Consider the following 16,288-nt stretch of genomic DNA (forward strand, 5'->3'; position numbering starts at 1 on the left):
ACTATGTCAAAAACCCAAGTAGCCGTTGTAGGGCTCGGCTTTATTGGCCCCGCGCACATCGAAGCACTTCGCCGCTTGCCAGATGTTGAAGTCGTAGGTATTGCTGATTTTTCGGCTGAGATTGCACAGGCCCGCGCTAAGTCGCTGGGGATTCCCAAAGCCTACGATTCGTTTGATGATTTGCTGAAAGACGATTCCATTGAGTGTGTTCACATCTGTACGCCCAACTTTCTGCACTACGAGCAATCGAAAAAAGCATTGTTGGCGGGCAAAAATGTGGTGTGTGAAAAACCCTTGGCCACCAACACCGAAGAAGCTGAAGAACTCGTAGAATTGGCGGATAAACTTGGATTGGTGAATGCTGTTCACTTCAATTTGCGCTACTATCCGCTCATTCGTCAGATGAAAACCATGCGCGAAAAAGGCGAATTAGGCGAGGTGTATTCAGTGCAGGGAAGCTATCTTCAGGATTGGTTGTTTCTGCCTACCGACTACAACTGGCGTTTGGAGCCCTCGCAGTCGGGTGATTCACGGGCCGTGGCCGATATTGGCTCCCACTTGTTTGATTTGATTGAATACATCACGGGCTTGCACATCACGGAAGTAATGGCCGATTTCAACACCGTCCATAAAACCCGGATGAAGCCTAAAAAAGCCATTGCTACTTATTCGGGCAAGTTGTTACAGGCCGAAGACTACGAAGAGGTACCCATCACGACCGAAGATTACGCCTCAATTTTGTACCGTTTCGAAAACGGAAACAAGGGCGTTGCAACGGTCAGTCAGGTAGCAGCAGGACGTAAAAACCGCGCCACGCTCGAAATCAGCGGCTCGAATCAAACTTTTAATTGGTGCTCCGAAGCCCCCAACGAAATGTGGATTGGTCGCCGCGACGGGTACAATCAATCTTTGATTCGTGACCCAGCCTTGGTACACGAAGAGGTGCGTCCTTTATTGACGTTTCCGGGTGGCCACAACGAAGGATTCCCCGATACGTCGAAGCAATTATTTAAGGAAGTTTACGCGGCCATTCGCAACGGTCGTCCCGAAAATCCGACCTATCCGACCTTTGCGGATGGGCTTCGCGAACTTAAATTGTGCGACAAAATCGTCCAAAGTAGCCGCGAGCAGCGTTGGGTTCAAGTATAGATTCTGAGGAATAGTTGAACCGTTCTTGATACATATCGTTAAACGATGATAATATTTCCGTAATTTTGCGGAACGTTTTAACGAACTAAGTTCCATACCGCCACAGCCTTTAAACTCTTTTTTTAAGATTTTAAGTGACGTGGCGGTATGTTTTTTTTCTATTTTTAGCAACACAATTAACGAAAAGCTCATGGAGCGCATTAAGATTGCCGTTTTGGACATGTACGACGGTCATGCCAACGAAGGTATGCGTTGTATTAAAACATTGGTGGAGAATTTTCTAGCACAGGAGGAAATCGAAGGCAGTTATGAAGTGTTTGATGTTCGTCAAAAATGCGAAGTCCCTGATTTAAGCTACGATATTTATATTTCATCGGGCGGCCCCGGAAACCCAGTACCCGTAGGTGAGCCTTGGGAGAAGCCATTTTTTATGTTGCTTGACCAAATTTGGCAACACAATCGCCAGCCGCACCATCCGCAAAAAAAGCACCTGATGCTGATTTGTCATTCGTATCAAATGGCCTGTTTGCATTGGAACGTCGGGCTGGTATGTAAGCGGCGGTCAACGTCTTTCGGTATTTTTCCGATGCACAAAACCCAATTTGGCTTGAAAGAACCCGTTTTTGAGCAATTGTTAGATCCATTCTTCGCCGTTGATTCGCGCGACTATCAAGTCATTGAGCCAAACTATCATGAGCTAGAACGCATGGGAGCCAAAGTGCTTTGCATCGAAAAAGAACGCCCCCACGTGGCGCATTTGGAGCGGGCCGTGATGGCGGTGCGATTTTCAAGGGAGATTTTCGGTACGCAGTTTCACCCCGAAGCCGACGGTGAAGGCATGTTGCGGCATTTTCAAAAAGAAGAAAAACGGAGCTTGATTATCAAAAATCACGGAGAAGCCAAGTACAACGACATGGTCAATTCATTGCAAGACCCCGACAAAATCCGGCGCACCGAGGCGGCCATTATTCCCACTTTTCTTCAACGGGCAGCGGAGCAGTTGGTAGGGGCGCAGTTGGTGTAGTGCTAAATTTGGTATTATCAATTTCTTCTTTATTTTTGATATAAATATTTCAGCATTAACGATGAATGAACTCATTTTTGTAGTAGAAGAAGACCCCGAAGGAGGATATACCGCGCGTGCTTTAGGAGAAAATATCTTCACTCAAGGAGAAACAATGCAGGAGTTGAAAGAAATGATAAGAGATGCTATTGCGTGTCATTTTGATTCACCAGATTTGGCACCTAAAGTTATTCGCCTGCATTTTGTGAAAGAAGAAATTTTTGCGCTCTAAATGAAAATTCCGAGAGACATAACAGGGGCAGAACTTGTCAGATTGTTGAAAAAATTAGATTATGAGGTAGTTCGACAAACAGGTAGTCACATCCGAATTCGTACCGAACTGAAAGGCCAACATCAAGTGACGATTCCTAATCATATTCCCATAAAAATTGGAACGCTTAACGCTATATTGAATAACATTTCTTCTCATTTTGGATTAACAAAAGAACAACTTATTGCAATTTTGTTTGGGTAAATGCCCTCTATAACCTATGATTTCTTCCCTACGACAAGCTTACAACGCTGCTTTTAGCGATGAAAAATACAATGAATTCATCAAAGGTATTCAGGCCGATTGGCCCGGTCAATTGGAGTTTCGAGTGGCAGAAACCCCCGTTTTTGTGCCAGCAGGCCTTAAAAACAAATTGATTGAAGCGGGAGAATCTTTTATTGATGTGATTGTTGGGCCTCATTATAAAGCCAAGACCCAGCACGCTATCCCGCCAGGGCAATTTGTGCCGCACGAAAATGACCATGCTTCATTTTTGGCCATCGACTTTGCCGTTTGTAAAGATGAAAACGGTGAGTTGATGCCTCAATTGATTGAGTTGCAGGGGTTCCCGTCTATTTTTGGGTTTCAGACCTACGTGACCGAGAAGTTCCGTGATTACTTTCCTGTTCCGGCCGAGTTTAGTAACTATTTTAGTGGTATATCTAATCAGGCAGAATACATTGCTAAGTTGAAAGCCGTGATTTTGGGGAATGAAAACCCCGAAAATGTGATTTTATTGGAAATTTATCCGGAGCAGCAAAAGACCCGTATTGACTTTGCCGTGACCGAGGCCTTGTTGGGTGTAAAAGCCGTTTGTTATACTAAAATAAAAAAAGTAGGCCGTCAGCTTTTTTACGAGAAAGACGGCCAGACCATCGAAATCAAGCGCATCTACAATCGACTTATTTTTGATGATTTAACCAATTTTCCTGACCTTCAAACTGAGTTTGACCTCACGGATGATGTTGACGTGACGTGGGTAGGACACCCCAACTGGTTTTTTAGAATCAGTAAGTATACACTTCCGTATTTGAAAAGTCCTTATGTACCAGACACCCATTTTTTGAGTGAATACAGCGATGATTTTCCCGAAGATTTAGAAAACTACGTGCTGAAACCCCTTTTTTCCTTTGCAGGGAGTGGCGTAAAAATCCACGTTACGCGTCAGGATATTGAGGAAGTAACCGACCCCGAAAATTGGATTTTACAACGAAAAGTAACGTATGAGCCGGTCATTGAAGCGCCAGATGGGTTGGTGAAATGTGAAATCAGAATGCTCTATGTTTGGGAAGATAATTCCCCACGTCCACAGCTATTGACGAGCCTAAGTCGACTGAGTAGAGGCGAAATGATTGGTGTAAGATTCAATAAAGATTTTACTTGGGTAGGCGGAAGTACGTGTTTTTATCAACCTTAATGGGGGAGTGAAGTCGGTACAATATCCCCTTTTTCAGGGGATTGAATCTTCCTGATGTTTTGACTTTTTAAGTATCAATCAGTACATTTGTGCAGGTATTTGAAGGTATCTGCACTAATTGCGAATGGAACGTTTAGTCAAAAAAAAATAGAAAGTAAAAATATCCCCAAAAAAGGGTGATTTGTGGAATTATTCCAATGCGCAAATTTGTACTTTCTGTTGTTGAGCCATCATTCATATATTCTGCCCGAATCGGCTCAGGAGCTTAACCTAAACAATCACTCCCTTGCTTTTTTGTAGATACAACTAACAAAAATCTATTTTAGTGGTTTTTTGATTGAATAACCGCAATCGCCTTTTTCGCTTTTTGCTTAAAAGGAGTAGGTTGCTTTTAGATGTATACCTTAGTTTACCGTTTTTAATTTTCATTTTATCAACTCTAACAAATCAAATTGCATGAGACACACTTTACGTATTAGCTTGTGGATGCTGGTATGCTTGTCGTTCGTTGCCGTAAGGGCGCAGGACAAGGTCGTGACTGGAAAGGTCACCTCATCCGAAGAGGGTGCCGGGCTACCGGGCGTTTCGATTACGGTAAAAGGTACCACGCGCGGTGCCAACTCCGACGCCGAAGGGAATTATCGTATTTCTATCCCTGACAATGCCACGCTGGTATTCAGCTTTGTCGGATTTTCTCCTTTGGAGGAAAAAGTAAACGGACGTTCGGTGATTAATGTTCAACTGGCACAGGATACCAAAACACTGAGCGAGATTGTGGTAACGGGTTTTGGTTCACAAATCAAGCGCGAATTGACGGGTAACATCGCTCAGGTAAAAGGAAAAGACATTGAAAATATGCCTACCCCAACCGTAGATGCCGCTTTGCAAGGAAAAGCCGCTGGGGTGTTTATCAATTCAGGTTCGGGTAAATTAGGCCAAGCCGTAACAGTGCGCGTTCGCGGAAACTCCTCTATCAGCGCTAGCAGTCAGCCGCTGTACGTAGTAGACGGAACGCCTATCACTACGGGAGACTTCGGTAACTACGGCGGTGAAACCAACGCTTTAGCGGATATAAATCCAAACGATATTGAATCTATCGAAGTATTGAAAGATGCCTCTGCGGGGGCAATCTATGGTGCCCGTGCCGCAAACGGGGTGGTGTTGATTACCACCAAACGCGGTAAGGCAGGAAAAACCAATATCTCCTTCAATTTACAAACCGGCTCTGCCACTGCCGCCCGTCGTTTGCCTTTCCTTAATTCTGAAGAATTTATTTCTTTTTATAAGCAAGCGGCTGGATACCGGGACCGTTTGGCCAATATTGATCCAAATGACCCAGATTCTTTTACTCAGTCTATCTTTGGAGCAGGCGGATTCTTGGATTATTACAGTTATGGTACCTACGGAACTCCCCAACAAGCCGATGTAAACTGGCAAGAACAGGCGTTTCAAAAAGCACCGATGCACCAGGCTGATTTGCAGTTGAGCGGTGGGAATGATAAAACACGATTCTTTATTTCAGGTCAATACTTAGACCAAACGGGAACGATTATTGGTAACCGATTGAAGCGTATGTCGGGTCGCTTAAACCTTGACCACCAAGCCAACAACTGGCTTTCGGTCGGTTTGACGATGAACTTGGCCCGTACCGAAAATCAACGTTTGCCCGATGATAATGCCTTCTCTAACCCATTGCAGATGGCGGCATTGACACCGCTGACGCCGTTTCTGGATCCCAACACGGGTCTTCCAGCGGGTACGCCTCCGGGGGATATTAACATTCCTTTGTACTACAACCCGATTATTTCAATCAACTACGCCAAATTTGTGGCAACGTCTATTCGTAACCTTACGAATGGTTATTTGCAGGCCAACATTTTTAAAGGCTTGAAATTCCGCAGTGAAGTAGGGGTTGACTTATTAAACCAACAGGAAGAAGGATATTTCCAGAGCCAAACTGTGCGTAACCAAACCCGTGCCACCAACGGTATCGGTGCCAACTACGGTACGTTTGTGACCAACTACAATACCAATAATTTCTTTGCGTACGACAATAGTTTCGGCCAACACGGAATCAGTGCTACGCTGGGGATGTCGTATCAACAATCGCAGACCAAGACCAACTTCGTCGAAGGTACGCAGTTTCCGTCAAACTCCTACCAGCGGATTGCCAGTGCTGCCACGAAATCTGACGGTAGTAGTACCGAAACAAACTTCCGTTTCTTGTCTTATTTTGCCCGCGCCAACTATAAATTTGCCGACAAATACTTACTCTCGGCCAGTGCACGTATCGACGGTTCTTCACGTTTCGGGGCCAACTCACGCTACAGTTTCTTCCCTGCGGTGTCGGTGGGATGGGTGTTGTCGGAAGAGAATTTCCTAAAGAATAATACTGTCATCAGTTTCTTGAAAGCCCGCGCTAGCTACGGTGGAACAGGTAACTCAGAAATCGGTAACTTCCCACAATTAGGCCTGTTTCAGGGTGATGCAGGGTACGCAGGTGCGGCAGGTCAGCGGCCTTCACAAATCGGAAACCCTGATTTGAGATGGGAAACAACCTATCAAACTGACTTTGGTATTGACTTTGGAATTCTTAACAACCGTATCAACGGTGAAATTGATTACTACGTTAAAAATACCTCTGGGTTGTTGCTGAACGTAAACATTCCTGCCACCACTGGTTTTGTAAGCCAAGTGCGTAACGTGGGTAAGTTGGAAAACAAGGGCTTTGAATTTGTGGTAAACACCCAAAATTTTGTGGGTAAATTTAAGTGGAATACGTCATTCAACTGGGCCAACAATAGAAACAAAGTGACTGATATTCAGGGTCAAGTCATTGAAGGCGGGATTCGTAACATGAACCGCGTGGTGGAAGGCCAGCCCATCGGGGTGTTTTATACGGTTGAATATGCCGGCGTAAATCCTGATAACGGTGATGCCTTGTTTTACAAAAATACCACCGGCACCGACGGCTCGGTTGACAGAACAACGGTAACCAACTCGGGTTATAACTCTGCTCAGCGCGTAGTGGTTGGAAACCCCAACCCCAAATTTATCGGAGGAATTACCAACTCTTTCTCTTACAAGGGCATTGATTTGAGCGTATTCTTCAACGGAGTTTATGGCAACCAAGTTAACTTTTATGGGGTAGGTCAGTATTCGTCGGCCAACGGTATTTATGAAGATAACCAAACCAAAGACCAGTTGAACGCTTGGACTCCAGAAAATCGTAACACCGACGTTCCAGAGGCGCGTTATCTGCGTGGCAACGGAAACCAGGCATCAAGTCGCTACATTTTTGATGGTTCGTATCTTCGTCTTCGTACGGCTACATTGAGCTATACACTGCCAACGAGCCTTGTCAATCGTGTAAAACTGGAAAGAGTGAAGGTCTATGTTTCGGGAATGAACTTAGCAACCTTTACCAATTACAAGGGTTGGGATCCTGAAGTAAGTGCCGATAGCTTTACCAGCAATTTTGCCATTGGTAACGATTTCTATACGCCGCCTCAGCCACGTACCATTTTGTTTGGTATCAATATTGGTTTGTAATATCCTCTCTAAAACGACTTTCAGAAAATGAATAGACTATTCAAATATAGCTTTTTAACCGCTGCGGCCATGACGCTGTTGAGCGGTTGCGACCAAAAACTCGATGTAGCACCCACTCAGAGTATTGATGATGTGGCTGCTTTGAGTACTTCCAAAGACGTTGAAGTGACCCTGATTGGTTGCTACGACGGTATTCAGGATGGTGATGTGTACGGGGGCGCTTTTCAGTACGTAGCCGATTTATACGGTGATGCTGGAGAAATTCGTTTTGGCGGTACTTTTGCCAACTTATTAGAAATCTTTGATAAGCAGTTAACAACCGCCAACTCAACCGCCAGCACTACGTGGATTGACACTTACAATGCCATCAACCGTTGTAACAATGTATTGTCGGCGTTGGATAAGGTAGAAGAGGCCAAAAAGGCCCGTATCGAAGGAGAAGCGCGTTTTATTCGCGGGGCTTTGTACTTTGAACTGGTACGCCTTTATGCCAAAACATGGGGTGATGGCGACAATGCCGCCAATCCAGGGGTACCACTTGTGCTTGAGCCTACGCGCAGCGTAACCGATGCTGATTATAGAAAACGTAACAGTGTGGCCGAAGTGTATGCTCAGGTATTGGACGATTTGACCAAAGCCGAGAATTTATTGCCCGCTTCCAACACCATCTACGCCACCAAAAATGCCGCCGCTGGTATGTTGGCCCGGGTGTATTTGCAGCAGGGAAATTATGCCTCTGCCCGCGACGCCGCCAATCGCGTCATCACTTCTGGTCGTCAGCGTTTGGTAACTCCTTTTAGTTCTTTGTTTTATACATCTTTGAGAAACGGTGGCGCAAACCCCGCAGAATATATTTTCTCAACGACCGTAACCGCCCAAGATGGTGCCAATAGCCTCAATACGTTTTTTGGGGTGACAGTAAGTGCAATTCCAGGTACCGCAGGTCGCGGTGATTTTCGTATTTTGCCCGCTCACCGTGCCCTTTATGGAGCAGGAGATACCCGAGGAGAATTTTTTGTTACTCCCCCAAGCAACTTAACGTATACCCAAAAGCACCTAGATCGTTTTGGGAATGTGCCAATCATGCGTTTGGCGGAGATGCATTTGATTCGTGCCGAAGCTAATTTCCGCCTTGGTACTACCGTGGGAGCGGCTCCTTTGGCAGATATCAATGCGATTCGTGCCAGAGCGGGTGCAACGGCTTTAACCGAGGTGACCATTGCTGATATTTTGAAAGAACGCAAGTTGGAACTGGCCTTTGAAGGGCACACATTGCACGATATTAAGCGTTTGAAAGGAAAAGTGGGTGCGTTGGACTTCAACAGCCCGCGCTTGATTTTCCCGATTCCGCAACGTGAAATAGATGCAAATAAGCAATTGACGCAAAACGTGGGTTACTAGAAACCGCCCCACGGTTTTGTTATTCTTAAAAACAAAAAACCTTCGGCCTTGGTCGAAGGTTTTTTGTTGATATTTGCAGCTGAAAAATGGAATTCTCAATGACCAACGCACTTTCTCACCGACAACAGCTTTTTTATAACCACCTCGCCCAAACCTCCGATTTTCCGTTGGCACTGGACATCGAACGGGCCGAGGGAATCTATTTATACGGTCAAAACGGCCAACGCTACATCGACATGATTTCGGGGATTGCCGTCAGCAACGTGGGGCATCGGCACCCAAAAGTATTGGAAGCTATTCATAATCAGTTGGATAAATACCTGCATTTGATGGTGTATGGCGAATACATCGAAACCCCGCAGGTCAAACTGGCCGAAGCGTTGGTTGAAACCTTGGCAGGACTCAAAACCCTGCCAAGGTTCCGGTCATTAGATAATGTCTATTTCACTAACTCTGGCACCGAAGCCGTGGAAGGAGCCATGAAGTTGGCCAAGCGTTTTACCGGACGTTCCGAAATTATTTCCTGTTTTAATGCCTACCACGGCTCTACGCAGGGCGCGTTGAGTTTGGCGGGGGCGGAATTTTTTAAGCGGAGTTTTCGGCCTTTATTACCTGATATTCGTCATATTCAGCACGGGATACTCGAAGATTTGGACAAAATTACGACCCGTACGGCAGCGGTGATTATTGAGGTGATTTCGGGAGAAGCGGGCGTGCGCGTACCCACCGAAGCCTACCACCAAGCCCTCCGAAAACGTTGCGACGAGACAGGCACGCTCCTGATTTTTGATGAAATTCAAACGGGTTTTGGCCGAACGGGTACCTTCTGGGCGTTTGAACACTACAACGTGGTGCCTGATGTGCTTTTGTGCGCCAAAGGCATGGGCGGTGGTATGCCCATCGGAGCCTTTATTGCGTCCAAAGAAATCATGTCTGTTTTTAAAAATAATCCTATTTTGGGGCATATAACCACTTTTGGCGGGCATCCAGTGAGTTGCGCGGCATCGTTGGCCACGTTGGAAGTAGTGCAGGACATTTTGTATGGAACACAGAAAAACGAAGAAACCGAGGGATTGAGCGTTAATCAGAAAGGAGATTTGATAAAAAGCTTGTTGGTTCATCCAAAAATAAAAGAGATACGCGGCAGGGGGCTGATGTTGGCGGTGGAGTTTGAATCTTTTGACGTATTGAAACCCGTCATCGACCGGGCCATTCAAAACACCCAAAACGGCGGTGGCGTTATCACGGATTGGTTTTTATTTTGTGATAATTCTATGAGGTTGGCGCCACCTTTGGTTATTTCTGAAGCGCAGATTCGCGAAGCCTGCGCGATAATTTTGGAAGCGATTGATTAACAAATTTTGATACCTTTGCAGCGAAAGTCGTGACCCGATTTTTAACCTCCACCAATCTCAATTAATAACTAACGGAAAAAGTACCCAATGGACACCAGATTTTTAGGCGTAGGCGTTGCGCTTGTGACCCCTTTTGACGCTAACCACGACATTGATTTTCCTGCTCTCCAAAAACTCCTTCACTTTGTAAGCGATAGTGGCGTTAACTACCTTGTGGTACAGGGTACTACGGGAGAAACATCGACCACCACCGCACAGGAAAAACTCGATTTGCTGAAGTTTGTGCAGGAAAACAACCCTAAAAAGCTCCCCATTGTGTATGGGTTGGGAGGAAACAATACCCGCGCAGTGCTGGAAACATTCAAACAAACAGATTTGACGGGCGTCGATGCAGTTTTGTCGGTATGTCCTTACTATAACAAACCTTCGCAAAAAGGGCTGATTGCGCATTTTACGGCCATTGCTGACGCAAGCCCCGTGCCCGTTTTTCTGTACAATGTACCCGGACGAACGGTGGTCAACATGAAGGTAGAAACCATCGCTGAATTGGCAAAGCACCCAAACATCATCGGTATCAAAGATGCGTGTGGAAATTTTGACCAGTACATGGAACTCGCCAGCGAATGTCCGAGTGATTTTCTCTTGATTTCGGGAGACGATAACCACGTAACACCGATGGTAAGCGTGGGTTGGAGAGGGGTTATTTCGGTGATTGCCAATGCATTCCCGAAAGAATTTACCGAAATGACCTGGCACGCCATTGAAGGCCGCATGGAAGAAGCCGCCGCGATTCAGTACCGTTTTCTGGACATGGATGCACCGTTGTACGCTGAGTCTAACCCCGTAGGAATCAAAAAGTGCCTCGAAATCAAAGGCATTTGCAGCAGTGAGGTCCGTTTGCCGTTGGTCAAAGCGTCAGACGAACTGGGGGTTACGCTGAAAGCAATTATGGAAAAAGAAGGGCTGATCTAAGCTCTGTGACATTGATATACAAAGCAAAAGCGCGAGACCCAGTCTCGCGCTTTTGCTTTAGAGTGGGCAGGTTTTGAGAAACCTGCCCCACATTCTACGAAAACCTGTACCACCTTCTCGTTAAGGAACCATAAATACCGCGTTGGAAAACAGCAGTTTGCCGTTGTACCAGAAACCACGGAAGAGCGGGTCGTTGGCCATGTAAATCACCTTGCCGCGACCAATTTCTTCTACGCCGTAAAACAGCGCATTTTGTAGTTTTTCTTTGGCATTTTTGCCCGTAAAGCCAGCCACGTAGCTATCTTTTTCTTTCTTCAAATACCCCACGTTCCAACCATCTTTCAGGAAGTCGTAGTTGTAAGTGTTGTTGACCAAAGCAAAGAAATGGTCAGGAAAACCAAAAGCTAACGGGTGAGAATTGTCAAGTTTGATGCGGTAAATACTACCTGGGGTATCGTCAGAAACCGCCTCACGCTCACGGTTGCCGTATACTTTGAGTGAGTCGGCCGATGTTTTTTTGTCCATTTTTTTGCCGTCCTCTTTTTTGTTTTTGAGGCCAAATCCTTCTTTGTCGGCCAACAATGAGGTTGCGTTTTCTAACAAAATCAATTTGCCGCCACCGCGCAACCACTCGCGCAACGCAGGGAATTGGCTTTCGCGCAGGATATTTGCACCAAACGAAGTCGGAATAATCAACACGTCCAGTTTCGCAAACGGTAAGCTGCTTGTAAAACGGCTGTTGGGGTCAATCAGTGTGATGGGGTATTTGAGTTCTTGATCGAAGAAATGCCACACCTCGCCCACGGCGGTCATTGAGGTGCCTTCGCCCGCAATCAGGCCGATGCGCGGAGCTGCTTTCAGGTTAAAGACATAATCAGAACCAAAATCAGAGCCTTTGGTCGCACCACCGCCCTCGGTGGCGTTGAGGTTTACGCCAAGTTTGGTGGCTTCTGCCCGAATGATTTTGTCAAAGGCATCACCTAGTTGCTCATTGCCTGCGCGGGTAATGACAAGCGTTCCTTGCGCGTAAGCCTTGCCGCCAATTTCAAACGGCTTTTCGGCCGCCCGAACGCGGATTTTTTGTTTCAGAATGGCAGCCAAAAACTTAGCATCTTCGGCTGATTTCCAATTGACAAGGTACGCGTAAGGCTTGTTTACCATTCCAGTTGCGGGTTGAGTTGCGGCGGTTGGTTGCGCGCCCGGCGTAAGTTTCTCTTTAACACCGTAGGTTTTGGCCCCAAATGCCAACGGAACACACCACGACGTAATGTCATACGTCACCGAATCTTCCAGTTTTGGCTTGGTTTCAAATAATATTTTCAACAGGTTGGATTTGGGCTGATAGGCGCTGATGACCAAGTCGCCAGCGTCGGTTTTGAAGGCTTCGTCTTTTTGATTTAAGTAATTATAACCGGTCAATGACTTGGAGTCGGTGGCGTATCCGTAGCGAATCTGGTTTTTGTCCAACAACTCTTTCAATGCCTTGATACGGCCTTCTTCGCCAGCGGTTTTTATCACGTACGACTTATAAGTGCCAAGCGGGTTGTTTTGGTTACGGTCATAAAATTTAATGAATTCATCCACCACTTTAGCGGAGCGGTCGGCAATGGCTTCCATGGTGGCAATGCTGGCCGCTGCTACGTGGGCTACGCGGTCGGTAAGGCGCAAGGTGTCGCCTTCTTCGGTGCGCTCATATGCCAATCCGGCGATGCCGCCGCCACCCTGTTCGTAGGTCATCGCAATGGCACCGTTGTAGGTAGGCCAAGTGTCGCCGTAGCTGGGGTAAAACAAATCGAAGCGCTCGCGGGTGTAGTACAACCAGTTGTTGCGGTCAAAATAACGTTTGTTATAAGTTCCGACCACATCCTGCATTTCGCGTTGCCAAGGGGTAATATCTTCGTGGTAGGGCTTGGCAGAAGGGGCAAAATAATACGGACTGTTGGGGCCCATTTCGTGAAAATCGCCGTGAACGTGCGGCATCCATTGGTGATATACGGCAACCAACTGTTGCATGATTTCCTGCGTTTGCCAAGCCCAATCGCGGTTGGGGTCAAACAAATAGTGGTTGTAGCGACCACCTGGCCACGGCTCGCCGTGCTCCCAAGCGGAGGTATTGGCGTTGGGCGAAGTGCCTATTTTTTGGTTGTACCAGTTTACATACCGGTCGTGGCCGTCGGGATTGAGACAAGGCGCGAGAATGACAACGGCATTTTTTAGGATTTTTTCAGACACGGTTCCACCCGCCAATAGCTCATGTAAAACTTTGGGGAAAGCGGCTGAGTTGGTGGCTTCGTTGCCGTGTACGTTGTAGCTCATCCAAATCACAGCTGGGCGGGTTTTGCTCGTGGGCTGACCGGCCAACATTCCAATGCTTTTGAGGTGGTCGGTGCGAATTTGCTCCAAGTTCTTCATGTTTTCTTCGGAACTAACCACGACCATCATCAGCGGGCGTTTTTCAAACGTTTGTCCATACGACATCACTTTCACCTTGGCAGGAACCTGAGAGGCTGCATGGTCGGCGTATTGGTACAACCGATGCGTAGGAACCATTTGTTCGCCAGGGGCAAAACCGAAAAATTGTTGGGGAGATTGGAGTTGAGCAAAGGATTGAAGCGTCAGGAGTAATCCTGCTAAAATGAACGTAAATTTTCTCATTGGGTTTTGTTTGAAGATAAATGGCATTCTAAGGACTTTTGTAACAAAGATAGACAAACTTCTTTTGAATGTATTTGACAAATTTAGCCGTAGTAACCATAGAAAACGACGTATTGGTGCTTTTTAGAGAAACTAACTGTAACAACTTCATGAAATCTCGTCGTGATTTTCTTCTCAAGATTGGTGGCTCGGCGCTCACCCTGCCTTTGGTATCTGCACTGACCCCAGCACAGGCCGCCGTACTTCCTGAAACTAGCCCTGTAGCCGACAAACAACTTCGGGTGGTCTTGGTAGGCCTTGGAAGTTATGCTGAGCGGGTGGCTACTGCCATGAAAGACTGCAAAATAGCCAAGTTGGTGGGGGGAGTAACGGGAACACCCGAAAAAGTCGGTAAATGGTCGGATAAATTCGGTTTGGACAAAGCCAATTTTTACGATTATAAGGACTTTGAAAAAATCAAAGATAATCCCAACATCGACGCGGTCTACATTACGCTGCCCAATTCAATGCACCACGAATATACCCTTCGGGCCGCTAAAATGGGCAAACACGTCATTTGTGAAAAACCCATGAGCGTCAGCGTAAAACAGGCCCAAGAGATGATTGCCGCCTGTAAAAAAGCAAATGTGAAGCTATATATCGGCTACCGACTGCACTTCGAACCCTACACCCGCGAATTGATACGGATGCGAGAATCGGGCGAATTGGGCAAAATTATGCATGTAAATACCTACGACGGCTTCAAAAGCGGCAACCCTAATCAATGGCGACTCAAAAAAGCCCTCGCGGGAGGAGGTGCCCTGATGGATGTGGGTATTTATTGTATCAATGGTGCTCGCTACGCCACGGGTGAAGAGCCCATTTGGGTTTCGGCAGAAGAAGCCAAAACTGACCCCATAAAATTTAAGGAAGTAGACGAGACCGTGACCTGGCAAATGGGCTTTCCTAGTGGCGTAATAGCCTCCTGTTCAACTACTTACAATTTCAATAATTTTGAACGTCTCTACGTAATTGGCGAAAAGGGCTTTGTCGAACTCGGTCCTGCTTTTGGCTACGGCCCCATGAAAGGCCGCACCCACAAAGGCGAAATGAGCTGGGACACAACCAAAATGCACCAAACTTGGCAAATGGACGGCATGGCTGATTGTATTCTGAACGGAAAACCTGAGCCCAATATATCGGGCGAAGAAGGGTTGAAAGACATGAAAGTGATAGAAGCGATTTATAAATCCATCGCGGCGGGAGGTAAGAAAGTACCCGTTTAGCTTCTTAGCTACCTCATTCATCAAAAAAGGCTTGCCATCGGCAAGCCTTTTTTGATAAGTAATTGTCCTGTTTTTTATGCTTCGTCAATAAAACTTCGGCCTGAAGGCGTCAAAAATGCGTCGTGTGCCTCGTCGGGTTGGCCATCATCGTGGGTGTTTTGAAGAATGGACCATTCTGGAAAGTCCTTGGCTTCCTGCGCTAAATTTCTGGGATTTTTTGGTTCATCATACACTTCGTTGGCGGCCTCGTTGGGCTGCTCGGCATCTGGAATCCACAAGTCAGATGCAGAATTTCCAATGGATGCACTTGAATTGTTATTTGAAGGTGTTTGCATGTCTTTTATCGGTTTTGGAGGAATACATTATCCTGTTTATGATAAACAATTGGACCACCTACCTTATGCCTGATTGGGCTATTTCTGTTTTTTGGGTCGGGTAGTTTATTACCCTTTTTGTAGAAAGTTGGGGCTGGCTTTTGCCCTCTTTTAGCTGATTTACCGATTGGTACAAAGTTTTTACCCTATCAAAACATATCAATAATTATCGTTAAAATCTAAGTTGAAAATTATGAAAAAGTACATAATAACAGTTGCGCTATTGGTTGGGGGATTGGTGTTTGTGGGTTGTGAAAGCAAGCAGGAAAATGCCCAAGAAGAATTGACCGAGGCCCAAAAAGAAGCCAAAGAAGCAAGCGCCGAAGTAACCGAAGATTTGACAGAAGCTAAGGAAGAGGCTACCACCAAGCGCGAAGAAATTTCGGCCGAACTCAAGCAGGAAGAGCGGGAGTTTTTGGTGACGATGGAGGAAAGAAGAATGGAAATAAAAACCCGTATTGAGAAGTTAGACCGCGATATAGACAAAGCCAACAGCTCTGAAAAGATTCGTTTGCGGGCGCAAAGGGACCGATTGGATGCTAGATTGAAGGACGTAGACAATGATATTACCGAGCTTAAAGGAGGATTGAAACGCGATTGGAGAGAATTTAAATCGGATTTTCAGAAAAATATCGACGAACTCAAGCGTGACTTAAAAGATTAATTAGCGCCATAGGATGTTTCTGGTGAGAAAAATCAAAAACCTTCTAAATCTATTTGCCCAAAGAATGCCGTACGTTAAAAAGTAAAGCAATAACGGTTGCGGAAAGACGATAAACGAGTACCCCTTGCTTTTGCCTTTATTAGTTTCAGT

General features: G+C 46.1%; 13 protein-coding genes. 11 read left to right on the forward strand and 2 right to left on the reverse strand.

Features of this window, described 5'->3' with window-relative positions; genetic code table 11:
* Window positions 1–3 precede the first annotated feature (3 nt).
* The 9 genes from NCI00_RS15800 (at window position 4) to dapA (ending at window position 11,180) form a co-directional block, all read left to right on the forward strand.
* A complete protein-coding gene (locus NCI00_RS15800) occupies window positions 4–1,149 on the forward strand; it encodes a Gfo/Idh/MocA family protein (RefSeq protein ID WP_166560642.1) in 1,146 nt (381 codons plus the stop codon).
* Window positions 1,150–1,339: 190 nt separating this feature from the next.
* The gene (locus tag NCI00_RS15805) at window positions 1,340–2,173 is read left to right on the forward strand and encodes a type 1 glutamine amidotransferase (protein ID WP_253529088.1); all 834 of its coding nucleotides are present in this window, start codon (window positions 1,340–1,342) and stop codon (window positions 2,171–2,173) included.
* A gap of 61 nt (window positions 2,174–2,234) precedes the next feature.
* Window positions 2,235–2,444 carry a type II toxin-antitoxin system HicB family antitoxin gene (locus NCI00_RS15810; RefSeq protein ID WP_114462052.1) on the forward strand — a complete coding sequence of 70 codons (210 nt, stop codon included), beginning with the start codon at window positions 2,235–2,237 and terminating at the stop codon, window positions 2,442–2,444.
* Complete coding sequence (locus NCI00_RS15815) at window positions 2,445–2,687, forward strand: type II toxin-antitoxin system HicA family toxin (RefSeq protein WP_253529091.1); 243 nt, start codon at window positions 2,445–2,447, stop codon at window positions 2,685–2,687.
* Between the two features lie 16 nt (window positions 2,688–2,703).
* Window positions 2,704–3,900, forward strand: coding sequence for a hypothetical protein (locus NCI00_RS15820; RefSeq protein WP_253529094.1), 1,197 nt, complete (start codon window positions 2,704–2,706; stop codon window positions 3,898–3,900).
* Window positions 3,901–4,356: 456 nt separating this feature from the next.
* Complete coding sequence (locus NCI00_RS15825; RefSeq protein WP_253529097.1) at window positions 4,357–7,452, forward strand: SusC/RagA family TonB-linked outer membrane protein; 3,096 nt, start codon at window positions 4,357–4,359, stop codon at window positions 7,450–7,452.
* Between the two features lie 27 nt (window positions 7,453–7,479).
* Complete coding sequence (locus NCI00_RS15830) at window positions 7,480–8,853, forward strand: RagB/SusD family nutrient uptake outer membrane protein (RefSeq protein WP_253529100.1); 1,374 nt, start codon at window positions 7,480–7,482, stop codon at window positions 8,851–8,853.
* Window positions 8,854–8,951: 98 nt separating this feature from the next.
* Window positions 8,952–10,208: an aspartate aminotransferase family protein gene (locus NCI00_RS15835; protein WP_253529102.1), complete on the forward strand. Its 1,257-nt coding sequence runs from the start codon at window positions 8,952–8,954 to the stop codon at window positions 10,206–10,208.
* A gap of 87 nt (window positions 10,209–10,295) precedes the next feature.
* Window positions 10,296–11,180 (forward strand): 4-hydroxy-tetrahydrodipicolinate synthase, encoded by an 885-nt coding sequence (gene dapA, locus NCI00_RS15840; protein ID WP_253529105.1) that lies wholly within the window; start codon window positions 10,296–10,298, stop codon window positions 11,178–11,180.
* A 120-nt stretch (window positions 11,181–11,300) separates the two neighbouring features.
* Here the strand turns inward: dapA and NCI00_RS15845 are convergent, their stop codons facing one another.
* Window positions 11,301–13,835: a M14 metallopeptidase family protein gene (locus NCI00_RS15845; protein ID WP_253529107.1), complete on the reverse strand. Its 2,535-nt coding sequence runs from the start codon at window positions 13,833–13,835 to the stop codon at window positions 11,301–11,303.
* A gap of 149 nt (window positions 13,836–13,984) precedes the next feature.
* Here NCI00_RS15845 and NCI00_RS15850 point away from each other — a divergent pair, with 149 nt between their 5' ends.
* Window positions 13,985–15,100 carry a Gfo/Idh/MocA family protein gene (locus NCI00_RS15850; RefSeq protein WP_253529108.1) on the forward strand — a complete coding sequence of 372 codons (1,116 nt, stop codon included), beginning with the start codon at window positions 13,985–13,987 and terminating at the stop codon, window positions 15,098–15,100.
* 74 nt (window positions 15,101–15,174) lie between these two features.
* Here the strand turns inward: NCI00_RS15850 and NCI00_RS15855 are convergent, their stop codons facing one another.
* Window positions 15,175–15,435: a hypothetical protein gene (locus NCI00_RS15855; protein WP_253529109.1), complete on the reverse strand. Its 261-nt coding sequence runs from the start codon at window positions 15,433–15,435 to the stop codon at window positions 15,175–15,177.
* Window positions 15,436–15,667: 232 nt separating this feature from the next.
* Here NCI00_RS15855 and NCI00_RS15860 point away from each other — a divergent pair, with 232 nt between their 5' ends.
* Entirely contained in the window at window positions 15,668–16,138 is a 471-nt protein-coding gene (locus NCI00_RS15860; protein ID WP_253529110.1) for a hypothetical protein, read from the forward strand.
* The last annotated feature ends 150 nt before the right edge of the window (window positions 16,139–16,288 follow it).

It is taken from the genome of Runella salmonicolor (assembly GCF_024158025.1).
GTDB classification, from domain to species: Bacteria; Bacteroidota; Bacteroidia; order Cytophagales; family Spirosomataceae; genus Runella; species Runella salmonicolor.